The following is an 18,380-nucleotide window of genomic DNA, read 5'->3' as shown; positions in this document are numbered from 1 at the left end:
TTTGCCCTTATAGTTATGGATACTTCCCTTATTTTTATGAAGCCAAAAAAAGCTGGCACCCAAAGGTGCCAGCTTTTTGCTATTTCTCCTGCAGCATCATTTCCCAAAGCTGCGGGGTGTCGTAGCCGAGACGCCAGGCGGCGACGCCGGCAAGATCATATTTGCGCGCAATAGCCAGGCGCTGCTTGACCGTGTCGTTGTCTTCCAGCCAGAACACGTGCTTTTTGCCGTCTTCGGTATAGTCGACCCGGTACTGCTTGAACTCGTTGTCCCACGTTTTAACGGCTTTCTTAGCCGTGATGAGCGCGGGGATGTCCTTGAGCAGGATCGCCTTGTTCTCTACAGGCTTGCCTGCGGCATCCAGGGTCCAGTCACGTACATAGTAAGGGATGCCCATGATCAGCTTGTCGCGAGGAATCCCGTAGCTCAGGAATTCGATCACGCCCTGCTCGGCCCAAGGAAGACCGGATACGGAGCCCGGCTCCGTGCTGCCTTTCCAGTACTGGTCATAGGCCATGATGGCGATGTAATCCACGTACGCAGCGAGCTTCTCATGGTCATACGCGGTTTTTTCGTTCCATTTGATGCTTCCGCGCGGCAGATCGACCGAAACGCTCAATTTTTTCGCGTGAGCGGCATCCGCAAACTGCTTCACAAAGGCGGTGTAACCCGCCCTGTCTTTGGCGTTCAGGCTCTCAAAGTCGAGATTGAGCCCGTCTACTTTCAAGGCGGTGGCTTTATCGACGATCTGGCGGATGAAGGCCGTCTGAGCGGCGGGATTCGCCAGGAAAGCCGAGGTCATTTCCGCATTAAATTGATTGTTAATCAGGGGATACACGGTAAATCCCTGTTTTTTGAGCCAGTCGACCGTAGCCGCTTCGGATTTGTCGTCGACCTTGCCGCTCGCATCCGCAAGCTGGAAGTAGGTAGGCGATACGACATCAAGGCCGACGGTGCCGGATGCTTGCGCTTGGATGGTCGAGGCGGCGGAAGAGCCCGTCCAGCCCCAGTACTGCATTTTGCGCAGATTATCCCAAATGACATTGCGGTCCAGGGTGCGGATCGTGCTGTTCGAGTATTTGGATGCGTACTCCAGCGCCTGGGGAATGGTGTTAAAATCTCCGATCAGCGTATTGTTCTGCAAAACCTGATAATACGGATAATTGCTCCAGATAATTTTGCCGTTGTATGAGATTTCGCTGTGTGCCCAGCGGGAAGCGTAGGCCGCTGCCGCATCCAGGGACTGGAATTCACTCAGAAAATTGTCGCTCTGGTACACTTTGTAGGAAGCCTCGTTCGTATGCACCACCGCATTGTCGGTCGTTCTGACGACTTTGGAGCCTCCCCATTTGAGAGATTCGTTAACGGCGTCTTCCAGATAAGCGAAGCTCCAGGCAGGCGCCGAATATGTATCCTGATAGACCCGGTAGACAGGCGTTCCGGAACGGAGGGAGCTTTTGTCGGCGGCACTGATATTGTCCCAGACCCACTTGTTCGTGCTCAGGTCAATGATATGGGCGTGCCTCCACTTACGGGCTTCGGCGGTCGCGTCGGCCAGCGTCGTGAAATCCCAAGATGCCTGCGTGCTGTCCCCTTGATAAACACGGTATCTGGGATAGTTGTTCCAAACCCAGCCGCCGCTCTGCAAATCCCTTACGCTCGCATGTCCCCAACGCTTAGCTTCGGCAACGGCCGCATCCAGGGTAGGAAACGTCCACTGAGGTTGTGTAAAATCATATTGAAACACCTGATAACGGGGAAAGTTGTTCCAAAGCCACTTGCGTGTGGAGATTTCTTCGACATGGGAATTTTTGAACTGCTTGGCGTAAGCCTCGGCCTGACTGTAGTCGGGGAGCTCCGTTACGATTTTGTTGTTCTGGTAAACCCTGTATTTCGTGGTTTTGTCCGCCGCCTGAGCCTGCAGGGGGGAGCAAAGACTGACGACGACGGCTCCTGTTAGTATCCAACGCACTGCTTTCATTTATCACGCCTCTTTCTATCAATCTTCCTATTATTTGACGTTCAAGCGTGCCGTTTAGTTGCGTTTTTGGGGATAAAAAAAGAAAAAGCCTCCCCGGCTTCTGCCGGAAAAGGCTTTTTCCAATCTCTTCGTCTACTCGTGGATATAAGCGACGATTTCATCTTCGAGATCGAGCTGGATCTGGTCGCGGAAAACGCGGAGCTGCTGCTGGCTCAGATACTGCATGATGGCCTCATAAATGTTAGCCTCGATTAGGATCTGATTGCGGCCTTCCGCAAATACTTCCGCCGAGAAACCGAGATCCTCGTCCCACATGAGAACGACCTCGACTTGGGAAGGGTGGAGCTGTTTGCGCTGCGCCATGTTGACGCATAACGCGTTCGTGATTTCCTGTTCGGTCAGTTTCATGTCAGGTTGTGCTTCTCCTTCAGCTTATCGGCTTTACGCTTGTCCATGAAGTAGACGACAATACGACGGATCACCATCACGATGAGCAGGATGGCAAGCATGTTGACCATGAATCCGAGTACGTTGCCGAGCATTCCCATGCCGCCGAACAATCCTCCGAAGAGCATGCCGGCCAGACCGCCGATCAGAAGGCCTTTCATCAGACCGCCGCTGAAAAATCCGCGTTTTTGAGTCGGAGCGGTAGACGTCGTTTTGGACGAATTGCTTGGTGTGGATTTGTTGACGCCTGTATCGTTGGATTTATTGGTTGTGGACGGTGTATACGATTTTTTGGTGGAGCTGTACGACTTCTTGGCCTCGACGGTTCCGGGCATAGTCACCGAAAATGTAAGCATACAGGCCATAACTAAAAGCAACCATTTCTTCAAAATAAATGTCCCCCTTAAATAATTATGCAAACGATGCTCGTCCGCAAACATGCTATACGTACGGAAGCGGGAGCCGGTTTCACTTTTTTATAAAAATTTTAGGGAGAGCCCAAAAATTCGACAATCGCTGATAATAATTATCATTATTGGTTACAATGGCTTTAGGCAAATAAAAAAGAGGCCCGACAGGCCTCTCTTTTCCGGTAAGCATCAGGACAATTTCGATTCGAACGTTTTGCAGTCGGTTTCTTCGGAATGACGGGCCTGATTGCCGTCGTGGTGGCTCACGACATAAATCGATTCTGCCTCGCATCTGTTTCCGTTCGACCAGTGCTTGCAGGAATTCACTTCACACAGAACATCTTTAGCCATGCTGATTCACCTCCCTTTTCCAGCTTTATTAGGGTGGGCGTATTCGGCATGGTTTTATACGTGTCCGGCCAAGAAAATTTAAAATTTTGCGTGCCGTCCGGCAAATTTTTATGGCGATGTTCCGGTCTCTGCGGATATCTGTCCGAAGCGGCGTTGGACGATGCCGCGTATTTTGGTTAACATGGAAATGAAAGCATGATGTCGGCGATAAACCGGGATGAGGGGAAGCTATATATGGAGCGTTATCCGCAGGAAGTAGTGGATTATTTGGTTCATTTTCACGGGGACCGTGATTTTTTTGAATGTCATGAAATTTTGGAAGAATATTGGAAAGAAAAACCGGATCATCCGTATGCGGATACTTTGGTCGGTTTGATCCAGGTGGCCGTCGGCCTTTACCATCAGCGGAGAGGAAACAAGGCGGGAGCCGTGAAAATGCTGGGCAGTTCTCTTTCTTATCTGAACGAGGAGCATTTGAAAGGTCTCGGCCTGGCCGGAGAAGAACTGGTTGCCCGGGTGCGGCAAAGAGTGCGGGAAACGGAGCTTGACGCCGTACCGTATGCGGATCTGGATCTCCCGGTGGAAGATCCCCTTCTGCTCGAAGCGTGCAAGGGGCAGTGCGCACGGCTTGGATTCGCCTGGGGAGCGGTGAGCGACGGAAGCAACCCGATGCTGATCGACCGCCACAAGCTGCGGGACCGCAGCGATGTCGTGGAGGAAAGAGCGCGCCAGCTGGAAGCCAGGAAGCTGCGGCGGAAGGGAGGCGGGACGCTGTGAAGGACACAATCGCGGTCATCGACGATGAGCCGTACATTGCCGAAGTGGCCCGCCTCTATCTGGAGCATGCCGGTTACCGGCCGCTGCTGGCGGATCACGCGTCGGAGGTGCTCCCTCTGCTGCGCGAGCACAAGCCGTCGCTCGTGATTCTCGACGTGATGCTGCCGGACGGGTCCGGCTTCGACGTGTGCCGCTCGATCCGCGCCATGAGCAAGCCGCTCTGCGACGTGCCGGTGATTATGCTCACCGCGCGCGGCGAGGCGTTCGACAAGCTGGAGGGCTTCAATGTCGGAGCGGACGACTATATCGTGAAGCCCTTTGATCCGAGCGAGCTGATCGCGCGGGTCAAAGCGGTTCTGCGGCGCAGCAAGCCGGAAGAAGCGGCCGCCGTGCCGGCCGATCCGTCGCTGCCCCAGCCGATCCGCATCGGCACCCTGACCATCGACTTTGCCCGTTACCGGGTCGAGCTGGAGGGCAACCGGGTCGATTTGACGCCGAAGGAGACGGAGCTTCTTTATTTCCTCGCCTGCAGGGCGGGAAGGGTGTTTTCCCGGGACGATCTGCTCGCCGGCGTCTGGGCGTTCGATTTTCCGGGCGGTACGAGAACGGTGGATGCCCACGTCAAAAATTTGCGCAAAAAGCTGGGCAGCCGTCCCGAATGGCGGATCGAAACGCTCTGGGGAATCGGCTATTCGTTCGAGGTGACGGCGCATGAGAAGGACTGAGCGCCTTCTGGAGTTTTGGCGGGGACGGTTCGGCAGTTTGTATTTGCGGGTTTTTCTTCTGTTCCTCGCCGTATGCGTACTGTTTTTCGTAGGACTGGCCCTGTTCTGGAACATGTATTTCCAAAATTTCTTTTACAAAGACAAGCAGGAATTTTTGAAAAAAGGGTATGTAGAGGTAACGAAGCTGCTGGCTCCTTTCCAGGAAGGAACCCTGTCCACCCGGGAGCTGCGGATGGCGACACGGATCGTCGCGCGCGGAGTGAACGGGCGTATTTTTCTCGTGGACGGCAAGGGAGTTATTCTGAACGGGTCCACCGAATACGAGACCTTCAAGCTGCCGCCGACTCTGGAAAAATCGCTGGGAAGCGGGCTCGAAGGCAAATCCGGTTTCCTCTTCGACCAGCCGCCGGGCGCGAGGCATCCGGGCGACAAGCGGCCGATGGACACGCTCTTGACATACTACGCGCCGGCCCAGATCGGAGGCGAAACGATCGTCGTCTTCCTGCAGGTGCCCGTGGCCGAAATACGCCAGACGATCTCGGTCATCCGGCTGATCATCCTGCTGCCGCTCCTGTTCTCGCTGCTGGCCGTCGGACTGCTGCTTTATTTCATCTCGCGCCGGATGACGGCCCCCCTGAAGCAGATGAACGAGCTCGCCTCGGCCATCGAGCAGGGAGACTTGTCCCTGCGCGTTCCCGTCACCTCGAAGGACGAGGTAGGCGAGCTGGCGGAGAGCTTCAACCGCGTTGTCGACCGGCTCCAGGAGTGGGAAGGCACGCGCCAGGAATTTCTCGCGCAGGTGTCCCACGAGCTCCGCTCCCCGCTGACCTCGCTCAGAGGGCTCATCTCCGCCATGCGGGACGGGATTATCGAGCCGGACAAGTACGGCCACTACTTCCGGATCTGCGAGTCGGAAGTCCGCCGTCTGGAGCGGCTCGTGCAGGAGCTGCTCGATCTGGCCCGCATCCAGAACGGAGCCGGACTGCGCGAGCTGCGGCCGGTGGACATGGCGGCGCAGACCGGGGAAGTGCTGGACGTGATGCGGGAGATTTTCGCCCGCAAGCGGCTGGAGCTTGCCGAGGAGGTCGACGTGCCGGCCGGTGAGAGGCTTTTCGCCCGCCTGGATGCCGACCGCTACGCGCAAATTGTGCACAATTTGCTGTACAATGCGGTGCAATTTACGCCTGAAGGCGGGACGGTCAAGGTCCGGCTGGAGCGGAAAGCGGACAAAGCGGTTCTCACCGTGAGCGATACGGGAATCGGGATGACGGCGGAAGAAACCCAGCGCATCTGGGAGAAATTCCACAAAGTCGACCGGACCCGCGGCGGAACGACGGAAGGCGTCGGACTCGGCCTGACGATTGTGAAGCATCTGATCGAGGCGATGAACGGCCGCATTACGGTACAGAGCCGGCCCGAGGAAGGCACCTCTTTTTACGTGGAGTTTCCATGTGTAAGCGGCAGCGGCGGGTATCCGGGTGGAAAGACGGATGCCGGTTCCTCTACTGGATGATTTTCACATTCCTTTTACAAATCGAGCATCTTTTCATCAAAGGCATTTCTTATCCTGTTCATAGGGACAGGTTGGATGCCGGCAAGCGCCTGAACGGCGTCAAACCGATCCTGCCCTTAAGGGCGGGATTTTTGCGTTGAAGGAGGGGGCCATGGATTTTCGCCGGAAGCTGTATTCGGGCTGGATAGGGGCGGCTTGCCTGCTGCCTCTTGCGTTTACGTTTGCGATTGCGGGGAATGGGCCTTCTCCTGCGGGGTTGCCGGAACCCGATACTTTCGCGTTATCCGCTTTGAAGCCGGATGACGCGGCAGGCGGGACTGCCGCCTATCAAGGCGGGGATCTTTATGAGAATACGGAGCCTGCCGTACAGACGAGCAGGGAACGCCTTCTCGTCTTGTTTTGCGCCACACTGCTCGAAGTCGGCAAAGAACCGGACTTTTCACTCACCCCATCGCAAGCGGAACAGCTTGCCGGCATCGTTCGGCGCAGTATCGGCCAAGGTGAAATGACGCAGGAGGAGAGTGAGGAAGCCAAGCACCTGCTCACGGGGAGGCAGCGGGACAGGTTCGAGAAGATTTTTGCGGACGACGCCAAACGAAGTTTGCAGAGACGCGCCCTCGAAACCGGAAGAAACCGGGAGCATTGCGGCGAGACCGCTCCCGATTTTTACGAAGGCGTTTCGGACGGAGAAAAAGAGCCGGCCGGCGGATCTCCGGCTGACCGGCAACTGGACTGCGGCCCGGTCCGGAACGAGCCGGAACTAAGCCTGGAGCAGCAGACACTGCAAATGCTTAACGCTCTAAAAACAGCGACCATAACAGGGAGGGACAAATAAGCGATGAAATGGTCAGGTAAACTAATCGGAATAAGCTTGGCCGGCGTTCTGCTGGTCGGAGCCGGAGGCTATTTTGCGTTCGGAGCCGTTAAAAAACCGATGGCGGGTGCCGCCGCTCAAGAGGTCACGGTTGCCGTCAAAAAAGGCGATATCCGTTCTACCGTATCAGGGACAGCCCAATTCGAACCGAAGGAAAAACAGACGATTGTCTCTCCTGCGGACGCCACGATTAAAGCGATGCACCTTACGCGGAATCAGCCCGTTAAAGCTGGAGAAGTCCTTGTGGAGCTGAGCAGCCCCACACTGGAAAATAATTTAGAAAAAGCGCTGATGACCCAGGCGGACATCGAAAAGCAGATCGCCGAGCTGCGGCAGCAGCAGGCCAACATGGGAGCTTCGGCACCAATCGGCGGTCAGCTTGTGCTGACTCCCAACATTGAAATCGGTTCAAGCGTCAATAAAAATACAAAGATCGCGACGGTTAACGATACGGCCAATCTGCTGGCGACTGCGCTTTTTCCTTACGAAGAAGCTTTGCAGCTGCGCAGTGGAGAAGAAATCGATCTGGCTGTCGACGGATTTTCGCTAACCAAAACAGGCCGGGTAGACACCGTAAACAAAACGGCCAAGTCCGACGGAAAGGGTGGAAAAGCGCTTGAAGTGCAGATCCGCATTCAAAACGACGGCACGCTTGATGCCGGGCTTAAAGTGAAAGCATCCGCACGGATCGGCAGCGTACCGGTGGAAGCGGCGGCTGAAAGCACACTGGAATACGCCAAAACGGCTGCGGTCGTTGCGGGTGTGCAGGGCACCGTCTCTTCGCTTCCGAACAAGTCGGGGAGCGCCGTGAAAGCGGGAGACAGCGTGGCGGTACTGGAGAACGATACGATCCAGAGCGACATTTCCGACAAGGAAGCAGCGCTGGAGCAGCAGAAGCTGGCCGTGCAGGAAGCGAGGGACAAAGTGGCCGATCTGGTGGTGAAGGCGCCTTTTGACGGCGTGTTCTCGACCGATTTTGTCAATACGAAGGAAAACATCCTGGCAAGCCTGACACCGGGGGCCAAGGTGAAAAACGCCTTTGAATTCGGTGCCGTGGCAAACATGGACATGATGCAGCTGCCGGTCCAGGTGGACGAGCTCGACCTCAATGCGATCAAAACCGGTATGAAGGCGGAAGTGTCGGTCGATTCGCTGCAGGGGAAAAAATTCGAAGGCGAAGTGACGCAAATCTCCAGCATGGGAACGACGACCAACGGGGTGACGTTCTATGACGTGATTCTGGCGGTCAAAAATACAAACGAACTGAAATACGGCATGACGGCGACCGCGAACATTTTGATCGAAAATAAAACGGGTGTCCTGTATGTGTCCCCGGAAGCTCTTCAGGCACGGCAGGGCAAACGGTATGTCATCCTCAAAAAAGCGGACGGCACGCTGGAACCGCAGCACGAAGTGAAGATCGGCATCCGCAGTACGACCCAAGTGGAGATCACCGAAGGATTGAAAGAAGGCGACACGGTCGTGGTACCGCAGAAAACCCAACAGACCAAAATGAGCCAGCAGGAGATAGACCGGCTGAGGCAGCAGTATCAAGGCGGCCAGGGAGGCCAGGGGGGCGCAGGCTTCCAAGGCGGGGGCGGAGGCGGATTCCCCGCAGGCGGTCAAGGAGGTCCGGGCGGTTCAGGCGCGGGAGGCCAGCGTGCAAACCAGACGAGATAAGGCAGGTCGGTCAAGGAGGTAATTGGCATGAATATGATTGAACTTCAAGGCATTACGAAAGTATATCGCCAAGGCGCCCAGGAGCTGACGATTCTGAAAGAGCTGGACTTGTCTGTCGCCGCCGGAGAATTTGTGGCCATCGTAGGCCCGAGCGGTTCCGGGAAATCCACGCTGATGAATACATTGGGGCTCCTGGACGTCCCGACGACCGGCAGCTACTTTCTCGACGGTGTCCAGACCGAGCGCTTATCGGACAATCAGCTGTCGGAACTACGCAACCGCAAGATCGGATTTATTTTTCAGCAGTTTAACCTGCTTCCCCGGCTGTCCGCTCTCGAAAACGTGGAGCTGCCGATGATCTACGCGGGACTTCCCGCCAAGCAGCGGGCGGAGAAAGCGAGATCTGTGCTGGAGAAGCTCGGCATGAAAGGGCGGGAGCACCACAAGCCCAGCGAGCTGTCGGGAGGCCAGCAGCAGCGCGTGGCCATAGCACGTTCCCTTACCTTGTCGCCGCCCCTGCTGCTGGCCGACGAGCCGACGGGCGCGCTGGATACGCGGACCGGGCAGGAAGTGCTGGAGCTCATTCTGGAACTGAACGGGCTGGGACACACCATCGTGCTGATCACGCACGATCTGCATATCGCGGATTGCGCGAAGCGCGTCGTGTCCATCCGGGACGGTGAAATCGTAGGAGACCGGCTGAGCCTGCCGCAGGCGGCACAGGGGGTGCCCTCATGAAATTCAACGAACTGATCCGGATGGCGATGAAAACGGTGACCGGGAGCCCGCTCCGGACATTTCTTACGATGCTGGGCGTGATCATCGGCGTCTGTTCCGTCATCGCGCTCGTAGCGCTGGGCAACGGAACGACCGACAAGATCAAAGCCCAGTATGAGAACCTGGGCACGAATCTGCTCGTCGTGAACGTGAACGGCATGGGCCGCGCCACCCAGCTCGATTACAACGAGCTGATGCAGTTCGAGGGCTTCCCCGAAATCAGCGCGATCGCGCCGACGATGGCCAAGAACGGAGCCCATATCAAAGCGGACCGCACGCAGGATACGTCCAATGTGATCGGGACGAACGACCGTTATCAGAATATCGTCAAGGCCGATTTGGCTTCGGGGCGTTTTCTAAGCCCGTCGGATCTTGAGTTCCGGAATAAAGTGGCCGTAATCGGCAGCGAGACCGCCAAAACGTATTTCGGAACGCTCGATCCGGTGGGAGAGACGATCCGCATCGAAGGCATTCCTTTTACCGTGATCGGGCTGCTGAAAGAAAAAGGCTCCAATATCGGCGGCACCTCCGTAGACAGCTCCATTCTCGTACCGCTGGAGACGGCGCGGCGCCAATTCCAGCTCGGAACGATCCGCACGACCTACATCGAAGCCCCGACACGTGAAGATATTTACAAAGCACAGAACACCATGAAGTCATATCTGACTTACAAATTCAAATCCGATACCGGATTTACTCTGATTAATCAGGATGAGCTGCTCGCCGCGAGCACGAAAGCGACCGATACGCTTACCAAGCAGCTTGTCAGCGTAGCCGCGATTTCTCTGCTTGTAGGGGGCATCGGCATCATGAACATCATGCTGGTCACCGTAAGCGAGAGGACACGCGAAATCGGAATCCGCAAATCGATCGGCGCCAAACGCCGGAGCATTCTGCTGCAATTTCTCGTAGAGGCGACCGTCATCAGCGGTCTTGGAGGCTTGTTCGGTCTTCTGCTCGGCATCGGCATCGTGTACGGCTGGCCGCTCTTTTCCAAAGAGCAGAGCCTGCGCCTGTCGCTGGACGTCTGCGTATATGCGTTCGCGTTCTCCGTACTGGTCGGCGTCGTATTCGGCCTTTATCCGGCCAATAAAGCTTCCAAGCTGCATCCGATCGACGCGCTGCGCTCCGATTAACTCAGCCCCAAATCATCTCAGGAGGTAACGAAGTGGAAAAAGACAAATGCAACAAGCTTCCGAAGCTGCTCGTCACGCTTACGGCCGCCGTCGCCATCTCATCCGCCGGCTGGTCCGGTTCTTTTACCGGTACGGTTTCCGCAGGGGCGGCAGGGATATTCGTATCGCCGAACGTTTACTTTACCGTAGAAGACGTATCCTTAGCCAAGGGAACGGGGAAAAGCTCCCTGCACTTCACGCTGGTGCTGCACAACGAAGGAAGCGGCACCGCTGATCTTAACGCGTTTGCGGTAAGCGTGAACGCTCCTGACGGAAGTAAATATACACCGAAGCTCAGCGGCACATCCTCCGCCCGGGTTTGGCCGGCTTCGACGGGACGCTACCTTTATTCGGCCGACGTTTCCTCGCAGGCTTCGCTTGAGAGCTTGAAGCTTTCGCTGAACCGCTGGGCTTCGGACGGAATCTCGAAGGGGGCGGGCATAGGCAGCCTGCCGCTTGCGGCGGCCGCGGCGCCTTCCTCCGGTAAGCCTGTTCGCGTCCAGCTTAACGAAGCGGACGCGTCGCTGCCCGAGGATGCCGCAGTGACAATTGTCGCGAAGGATTCCATCCGCTGGAACCGCGACAGCGGTCAGGAGCTGTACACCCATTTGACGGTTGTCAATCAGGGCACGACAGCTTTCAAATGGAACGACAACGTCCTGCTGTCCGTGCAGGACGCCAAGGGCCGCACTTACGCGGCTGCCGTCGTGAGCGGAGGGGATGCCCTGCTGGAGCCGCAGGAGCCGGCTACCCTGACAGTGAAAACGTCCGGAGCGGGCAGCCAGTCGTCCGGAACGGGTCTGAAACTCGTGCTTGGCGCGAAAAACAGCGGGGGCACCTTCACGATCGGAACCGTTCCGCTGCCCGAGCGAACCGCTGCCGCCGGCGTAGGGGACGCTATCCCCTACATAAACGGGGACGGACTTGAGCTGACGTACCGGAGCGCGGTGGTCAACGCCAAAACAGACGGAACGACCGTGCAGACCGTGGTCGAATTCCGGAATACGAGCAAAGAACACGTTCCGCTTCCGGATTTGTCCGCCGTATACCAGTTCGGCAGCCGGGCGACCGTTGACGGCGTGATCGACGCAAAGCCGTCCTCGGCTTTCCTCGCCCCGGACGAGGCGGCCTCATACCGCTACACCGCGTCCCTGCCGGGGGGCGTCTCCAAAGACGCGATCGAGCTGCTGCTGCTCGCGAAGGAGACGGAGGCCGGGAGCGCCGCCGGATCAACCGGCTCGGCCGATGCGGCCGGCACGTCCGGCATGTCCGCCGCGGACGCGAAGGCGTCCGCTTCGACCGCCGGAACGTCCGCGGGCGGCGGAACCACGTCCGCGGGCAAAGCCGCCGCTTCGGGGGGCTCTTCCACCGCCGCCGGAGTGTCGCCGGCCTCCGACAAGACGGCGGCTGGATACGTGCCCGCGGCCGCACTCTCCCTCGCCAAGGCGGATTCCGGCAAGGGCGGTGACTATGCGGCCGCCCAGCCGTACACCCTTGGCGGGAAGCTGCCGCTTCCGGGCGGGGCCTTGGAAGCGGGGCTCGGCGTTTCGCTTGTGGAATTCCACAAGCACGAGAACGAAGAGTTCGGCTATCAGACCGCCGTCGCCAAGTACAAGTTCACGAACACATCCGTCAAGACGCTGGATTTGCCGCAGCTCGGCATGGAACTGACCACGCCGGACGGGCTCGTCTATGCGGGCACGCGCCAGTCGTCGGCAGCCGCAAGAATTCTTCCGGGCACCGCCGCGGTGGTGAGCTACTCCTATATGATCCCGCCGTCGGACAAGTCGGAAACGCTTGCCATGACGGTCACCGACGCCGACAAAATGTCGCTCGGTTCCTACAAGGTCGCCTTCCAGGCGGAGGCGGAGAGCGGGCCGGTGTCGTTCTATCCGTTCGAGGTTGCGTTTAACGATTCCACGGTCGGCTGGACTTACAGCACGAAGACCGATGCCCAGTACACCTACAAGCTGATTCTGGACATGACGATTACGCGCAAAGAGCAGGTGATCGTCGATTCGAACTTCTCCAAAATGGAAATCGAACTGCTTGATCCCGACAATCGCTCTCTGGCCAGTCAGACGGTTCCGTTCCTGGGTACCGGCCGCCTCGTATCCGGGAAGCAGACGTTCTTCTTCAACGATGTCAAATCGGAGCAGTTCAGCTCCGGAGCCCATTTTAATATCTATGAAGTGATTGAAACTCCGAACGGTCCCGTGAGACGCCTGATCAAAACAATTCAGGGCTGACTGCCGCAGCCGAAATCACGATAAAACGCCGCCGGGGAGCGGCGTTTTTTTAAGAAAAAACTTCATGGCGTAATAAAATAATGACTTTCTCCTATTGTAAATTTTTGAGAAAAAATTTTTCGTTGTAAAATTCCGCTTCCTTTACTAGCATAGAGGGGACGCGTTAATCCGGAGAAACAGGGATAAGAACGCTTAACCAGCATACGATCGGGCGTTAGGACCGGAAAGAACCCGCCCTGTCGATAGAGGAGTGAGTCGGAGTTGAAACGTTTTGCACAAGCATCCTACGTGATGTATTTTCTGGCGGGACTGGTCATCACCACGATCGGTTCCGTTTTACCGCAAATTTTAAAGCACTATGATGTTACATACACGATGGGAGGCCAGCTTGTTTTCTGGGGCTCTATCGGGTTTCTCGTGGGAGTGCCGGTTGCGACTCTATTATTAAACCGTTATAGCGAAAAGCAGATTTTGGCGCTGGCTTGTCTGATTATTGCCGGCTCCCAGTTTATGATGTGGTCGCTGCCGCCGTTTTCGACTCTACTGGTTACCAACTTTATGAACTGTCTCGGAACGGCTGCCGTCGAAACGATTGTGGCGACGCTCATGATGGAGGTTTTTGTGGGGCGCCGGGCGGTTGTGATGAGCTACCTTGAAGTCTCGTTCGGCCTGGGGGCTCTGCTGATGCCCGTCATCTCCAGCCTGCTGATCTCGATGGATTTGTGGAGATACTCGTTCGTGGTTACGGGAGTCATGGCTCTTGCAATGACGGGCGTGTGGGTGTTTATTACCTACTCCAAAACGGATCTCGACGATAACGCCGCAAAAGATGCGAGCAACATGGCGCCGCCCGAAAACATGTCGGCCCGTGTAAAATGGCTGCTGCTCGTTTTCTTCGGATTTATGATTTTTATGTACTGTGGCATCGAAGGAAGCATGAACAACTTCTTGTCTTCCATCTTTATCTCGTACCTGGATGCGGCACCTTTCCTTGCGGCACTAAGCGTCGGTCTGTTCTGGGGAGCGATGGTCCTGGGACGTCTCGCAACGGGCTGGATTATCCGGAAAGTCACTTACAGCCGGTTTCTGTTTATCAGTATGGCAAGCAGCCTGCTCGTGCTGGCCGCCTTCATCGTGCTGCAAAACATCTGGACGGGGTATGTCCTGATTGTTGCGCTTGGCTTGCTGCTGTCCGGCGTGTATTCGATTACGATGGTGTACGCCAACCATACGTTTCCGGGTCTCGCCAGGCTCGTGACAAGTCTGATTACCGGACTGGCGGGTCTTGGGGGAGCCGTTTTTCCGGCATTGATCGGATACGTCATGGACCATGCGGGCACTTCCCGGGCGCTCTGGATGACGGTCGGCTTCGCCGTTTTCTATCTGCTCGGTCTTGCTGTGGTCGAGGCGGTCTACAAAAAAACGCGCAGACCGGACCAATCCGCGCAGGCTTCCTGATGCGGCAGATCCGGCGGCTGACGACCGCCTACAGTCAATAAAAAAACCGCCTTCGGGCGGGCGCAATGCGTTTGCAGCGCCTGCCGCCGAAAGGCGGTTTTTTTGTATGTAAAACAGTCGGCTGAGTAACGTTCCGGAAAATTAAATGAACGGATACTCTTCGGGGTTCGTTTTTATGGGAGTAGCGTCGTATCCTTCCGTAAGCAGGTCGAGTTTACCCGTCTGCGGGTTCATGACCAGGCCGTGTACCGGAAGATTTTTCGGCAGGAGCGGGTGATTGCGGATAATGTTCACGCTTCCGACGACCGCTTCGTCGATATGCTCGAAGCCCGTCAGCCACTTGTCGAGGTTGATACCGGAGTTATGCAGGGTGTCCAGCACTTCTTCCTGCACGCCGCGATCCCGCGCCTTGCTCAGGACCTTCTCGGAGTTCAGGCCGGTCATACCGCAGTCGCGGTGTCCGATTACGAGAACTTCATCGGCGTCCAGCTCGTATACGGCCACAATAATGCTCCGCATAATACTTCCGAAAGGGTGGGAGACGAGTGCGCCGGCATTTTTAATAATCTTGGAATCGCCGTTGCGCAGGTTCATCGCCTTGGGAAGCAGTTCCACCAGACGGGTATCCATACAGGTCAGAATAACCATCCGTTTATCGGGAAACTTCGTAGTCAAATACTGTTCGTACTCTTTGGACTCCACAAAAGATTCATTGTAATTGAGAATTTCGGATATCAAGCTCATGCATAATCCTCCGCTTCTATTGTATGGTTTCTTTTTTATGGCAAAGACCGCCTGAAGGCCGCCTTGTGCTAGTTCACGCAGTTGACCAGTCTCATGGCCGGATTGTAGGTCTGCTGGCTGCTTTTCAGGACATAGGTTCCCCGCTGGGGCATGTAGTCGACCGACAGATTTTCCTCGAAGAAAACTTCTTTGCGAGGATCGTACTGCACAGTGAACGCATTGCTGCGCGCGTCTACGTCGCCTTCGGTGTGAGCGGCCTGGATTTGAAGAGCCGCTACCCCGGCCAGCGCGCATCCGCAGCCTTCCGTATCGTAAAACAGCCTGAGGATCGCGTCCTGGGGCAGGCGGTTCGCAAGGGCTTCGACGGCCGCTTCGCTAAAGTGAATATACATTCGTAAGCTCCCTCCTTTTTATCAATTGTATCACAAACGGAAGAATTTGATTATCTCCCGCGTAGAAAGTATGATGACATTATACCTGTTTAGTGAAAGGAGAATCCACCATGAGCCAGACAGACTATCAGGGCAAACTGGATGAATTCCGCAAATACATACGTAAAATAAAACATTATGAAGAAGCAGTCGGCCTCATTTATTGGGACTTGCGCACCGGCGCTCCCAAGAAGGGGGTGTCCGAGCGTTCCGAAGTACTCGGCGAGCTGTCCACCGAAGCGTTCCGGCTGTCGGTATCCGACCAGATGGGCGAATACCTGGATTTTCTCTCCGATACGGCACGCATCGAGGAGCTGGACGAAACGAACCGCCGCATCGTTCAGGAAGCGAAGAAGGAATTTGACCGCAGCAAAAAGATTCCGCCCGAGAAATACCAGGAATACGTCGTCCTGACCTCCAAAGCGGAAAGCGTCTGGGAAGAGGCGAAAGAGAAGAACGATTTCGCCATGTTCCAGCCTTATCTGGAACAAATTGTGGAGACGAATCTGGAGTTCGTCGAGCTGTGGGGCTACAAAGGGCATAAGTACGACACCCTTCTCGATATGTACGAGCCGGGCATGACCGTCGAGAAGCTGGACGAAGTGTTCGGAGCTCTCCGCAGCGAAGTGGTGCCTCTTCTGGCCGATATCAAGAAGGCACCGCAGCCGGACCGCTCGTTCCTGCGCCAGACGTTCGACAAGGAGAAGCAGAAGCATTTCTCCCTGTTCATCTTAAAAGAACTGGGCTACGACTTCGAAGCGGGACGCCTGGATGAAACCGTTCATCCGTTCGCGACCGGTCTGAGCCCGGGCGACGTCCGGATTACGACCCGCTACCTGCCCGAAGACGCGACGAGCGCGCTTTTCGGTACGATTCACGAGTGCGGTCATGCGCTCTACGAGCAGAACATTTCCGAAGACTTGATCGGCACGAATCTCTGCACCGGAACATCGATGGGCATTCACGAGTCACAATCCCGTTTCTGGGAGAATATGGTAGGTAGAAGCCGCGAGTTCTGGTCCCGCTATTACGCCGACCTGCAGCGCACCTTCCCCGGACAGTTCGATAACGTGAGCGAAGACGCGTTCTACCGGGCGATTAACCATACCGAGCCTTCTCTGATCCGGATCGAAGCGGATGAGCTTACTTACAATCTCCACATCATGATCCGCTACGAGCTTGAAAAAGCGCTGTTCAGCGGCGAGCTCAAAGTCGCCGACCTGCCTCAAGCCTGGAACGCGAAATACCGCGAGTACCTGGGCATCGAGGCGGACACGAACGCGGAAGGCGTGCTTCAGGATGTGCACTGGGCAGGCGGCTCCTTCGGGTACTTCCCGTCCTACGCGCTCGGAAACATGTACGCCGCGCAGTTCACCAACACGCTGCGCAAAGAGATTCCGGCGTTTGACGAGCTGCTTGCCAAAGGCGATTTCGCACCGATCAAGCAGTTCCTGGTCGAGCACATTTACCGCTACGGAAAATCCCAGACGCCTAACGAGATCGTCCGCCGCGTGACGGGCGAGGACCTCAATCCGCAGTATCTGGTGGATTACCTCAAGGACAAATATAAGCCGCTCTACGGCTTAAGCTGATAGAAGTTGTAAAAACGCCCCGGATGACGTTGGCCGCTTCGGCCAACGCCTTTCGGGGCGTTTTTTTGTGCCTAAAGCCCTCCGGCCGTTAACCCGCCCGCCTGCTTGTGCATATGCTGATAGCAATTAAGAAGAATGGAGGAGACGCCCATGCAACGCAGGTCCATCGTCTTCCTCCTGCTGTCGGTGCTGTTGGCGGGGTTGATTCTGCCGGGCTGCTCGAAACAGGAAGAAGTCAGCAAAATCCGTATCGGTGAAGTGACGAGATCGATCTTTTACGCGCCTCAATATGTCGCGCTTTCGCAAGGCTTTTTCAAGGATGAGGGGCTGGAGGTAGACTTGACGACTACGGCGGGAGGGGACAAAACGATGACAGCGCTGCTCTCCGGCGGCATCGACGTGGCGCTGGTCGGATCGGAAACGTCGATCTACGTGCACCAGCAGGGAAGCGGAGATCCCGTCATCAACTTTGCCCAGCTTACGCAGACGGACGGCACCTTTCTCGTATCGCGTACGAAACCGGCGGGAAATTTCGATTGGAACGGGCTTAAAGGAACAACGTTCCTCGGTCAGCGCAAGGGCGGAATGCCGCAAATGGCCGGCGAGTTTGCGCTGCGCAAGCACGGCATCGAGCCCCATAACGATTTGAACCTGATTCAGAATGTCGATTTTGCGAACATCGCATCCGCTTTTTCGTCCGGTACCGGAGAGTATGTCCAGCTTTTCGAGCCCCAGGCTTCCGTATTCGAGAAAGAGGGAAGAGGTTACGTCCTCGCCTCGTTCGGAGTCGAAAGCGGCAAGCTGCCGTACACCGTCTATATGGCGAAACAAAGTTTTATCAAGAAAAACCCGAACGCGGTTCAGAAGTTTACGAATGCCGTACAGCGGGCCCAGAATTGGATGCAGACGAAAAGCGTCAATGAAATCGCGGCCGCGGTCCTGCCTTATTTTGAGGATACCGATCCGGAAATCGTCAAGAGCGTGGTCAAACGGTATAAAGACCAGAATACTTATGCCGGGGACCCCATTATCGACGAGGCGGAATGGAACAACCTCCAGGACGTTATGACCCAGGCGGGTGAGCTGAAAACGAAGGCCGACTGGAGCAAGCTGGTGGACAACAGTTTTGCCGAGAAGGCCAAGGTGAATGTGAAGTGAGCAGGCAGGGCTTGCTCACCGGCACGGCTGCCCGTTCA

Annotated in this window: 17 protein-coding genes; 11 read left to right on the top strand and 6 right to left on the bottom strand. The window is 56.2% G+C overall.

The features are described from left to right. Nucleotides 1–79: 79 nt before the first annotated feature. The 4 genes from C4S74_RS08685 to C4S74_RS08670 form a co-directional block, all read right to left on the bottom strand. Nucleotides 80–1,981 (bottom strand): glycosyl hydrolase family 18 protein, encoded by a 1,902-nt coding sequence (locus C4S74_RS08685; protein ID WP_103994949.1) that lies wholly within the window; start codon nucleotides 1,979–1,981, stop codon nucleotides 80–82. Between the two features lie 132 nt (nucleotides 1,982–2,113). Further along, nucleotides 2,114–2,389: a DUF2653 family protein gene (locus C4S74_RS08680; RefSeq protein WP_103994948.1), complete on the bottom strand. Its 276-nt coding sequence runs from the start codon at nucleotides 2,387–2,389 to the stop codon at nucleotides 2,114–2,116. Beyond that, nucleotides 2,386–2,817, bottom strand: a complete 432-nt coding sequence (locus C4S74_RS08675) for a hypothetical protein (RefSeq protein ID WP_181024364.1) — start codon at nucleotides 2,815–2,817, stop codon at nucleotides 2,386–2,388. The genes C4S74_RS08680 and C4S74_RS08675 overlap by 4 nt, the downstream gene beginning before the upstream one ends. 210 nt (nucleotides 2,818–3,027) lie before the next feature. Then, a complete protein-coding gene (locus tag C4S74_RS08670; protein ID WP_103994947.1) occupies nucleotides 3,028–3,189 on the bottom strand; it encodes a DUF1540 domain-containing protein in 162 nt (53 codons plus the stop codon). Nucleotides 3,190–3,423: 234 nt separating this feature from the next. Between C4S74_RS08670 and C4S74_RS08665 the strand changes: the two genes are divergently transcribed. The 9 genes from C4S74_RS08665 (at nucleotide 3,424) to C4S74_RS08625 (ending at nucleotide 14,417) form a co-directional block, all read left to right on the top strand. After that, nucleotides 3,424–3,966 carry a DUF309 domain-containing protein gene (locus C4S74_RS08665; protein ID WP_103994946.1) on the top strand — a complete coding sequence of 181 codons (543 nt, stop codon included), beginning with the start codon at nucleotides 3,424–3,426 and terminating at the stop codon, nucleotides 3,964–3,966. Further along, nucleotides 3,963–4,691, top strand: a complete 729-nt coding sequence (locus C4S74_RS08660; protein WP_103994945.1) for a response regulator transcription factor — start codon at nucleotides 3,963–3,965, stop codon at nucleotides 4,689–4,691. Before C4S74_RS08665 ends, C4S74_RS08660 begins: the two co-directional genes overlap by 4 nt. Then, entirely contained in the window at nucleotides 4,678–6,204 is a 1,527-nt protein-coding gene (locus C4S74_RS08655) for a cell wall metabolism sensor histidine kinase WalK (RefSeq protein WP_103994944.1), read from the top strand. The genes C4S74_RS08660 and C4S74_RS08655 overlap by 14 nt, the downstream gene beginning before the upstream one ends. 151 nt (nucleotides 6,205–6,355) lie before the next feature. Continuing rightward, nucleotides 6,356–7,039, top strand: coding sequence for a hypothetical protein (locus C4S74_RS08650; protein ID WP_103994943.1), 684 nt, complete (start codon nucleotides 6,356–6,358; stop codon nucleotides 7,037–7,039). 3 nt (nucleotides 7,040–7,042) lie between these two features. Further along, complete coding sequence (locus C4S74_RS08645; RefSeq protein ID WP_103994942.1) at nucleotides 7,043–8,758, top strand: HlyD family efflux transporter periplasmic adaptor subunit; 1,716 nt, start codon at nucleotides 7,043–7,045, stop codon at nucleotides 8,756–8,758. 27 nt (nucleotides 8,759–8,785) lie between these two features. Further along, nucleotides 8,786–9,496, top strand: coding sequence for an ABC transporter ATP-binding protein (locus tag C4S74_RS08640; RefSeq protein ID WP_103994941.1), 711 nt, complete (start codon nucleotides 8,786–8,788; stop codon nucleotides 9,494–9,496). Further along, entirely contained in the window at nucleotides 9,493–10,671 is a 1,179-nt protein-coding gene (locus C4S74_RS08635; RefSeq protein ID WP_103994940.1) for an ABC transporter permease, read from the top strand. Before C4S74_RS08640 ends, C4S74_RS08635 begins: the two co-directional genes overlap by 4 nt. Before the next feature lie 32 nt (nucleotides 10,672–10,703). After that, the gene (locus tag C4S74_RS08630) at nucleotides 10,704–12,959 is read left to right on the top strand and encodes a hypothetical protein (RefSeq protein WP_103994939.1); all 2,256 of its coding nucleotides are present in this window, start codon (nucleotides 10,704–10,706) and stop codon (nucleotides 12,957–12,959) included. Between the two features lie 261 nt (nucleotides 12,960–13,220). Next, the gene (locus C4S74_RS08625) at nucleotides 13,221–14,417 is read left to right on the top strand and encodes a sugar MFS transporter (RefSeq protein WP_103994938.1); all 1,197 of its coding nucleotides are present in this window, start codon (nucleotides 13,221–13,223) and stop codon (nucleotides 14,415–14,417) included. Nucleotides 14,418–14,558: 141 nt separating this feature from the next. On the opposite strand, the gene C4S74_RS08620 is transcribed toward C4S74_RS08625, so the two are convergent. Next, nucleotides 14,559–15,161, bottom strand: a complete 603-nt coding sequence (locus tag C4S74_RS08620; RefSeq protein ID WP_103994937.1) for a carbonic anhydrase — start codon at nucleotides 15,159–15,161, stop codon at nucleotides 14,559–14,561. A gap of 68 nt (nucleotides 15,162–15,229) precedes the next feature. Then, a complete protein-coding gene (locus tag C4S74_RS08615; protein ID WP_103994936.1) occupies nucleotides 15,230–15,553 on the bottom strand; it encodes an iron-sulfur cluster biosynthesis family protein in 324 nt (107 codons plus the stop codon). 110 nt (nucleotides 15,554–15,663) lie between these two features. Here C4S74_RS08615 and C4S74_RS08610 point away from each other — a divergent pair, with 110 nt between their 5' ends. Both C4S74_RS08610 and C4S74_RS08605 read left to right on the top strand, forming a co-directional pair. Continuing rightward, nucleotides 15,664–17,184: a carboxypeptidase M32 gene (locus C4S74_RS08610; RefSeq protein ID WP_103994935.1), complete on the top strand. Its 1,521-nt coding sequence runs from the start codon at nucleotides 15,664–15,666 to the stop codon at nucleotides 17,182–17,184. A gap of 150 nt (nucleotides 17,185–17,334) precedes the next feature. Beyond that, nucleotides 17,335–18,342 (top strand): ABC transporter substrate-binding protein, encoded by a 1,008-nt coding sequence (locus C4S74_RS08605; RefSeq protein ID WP_103994934.1) that lies wholly within the window; start codon nucleotides 17,335–17,337, stop codon nucleotides 18,340–18,342. Nucleotides 18,343–18,380: the final 38 nt, after the last annotated feature.

Origin of the sequence: Paenibacillus sp. UNC499MF (genome assembly GCF_900107975.1) — a bacterium.
Taxonomy (GTDB): domain Bacteria; phylum Bacillota; class Bacilli; order Paenibacillales; family NBRC-103111; genus Paenibacillus_F.
The sequence above is the reverse complement of the archived record's forward strand: the minus strand, read 5'-3'. Positions and strand labels throughout refer to the sequence as shown.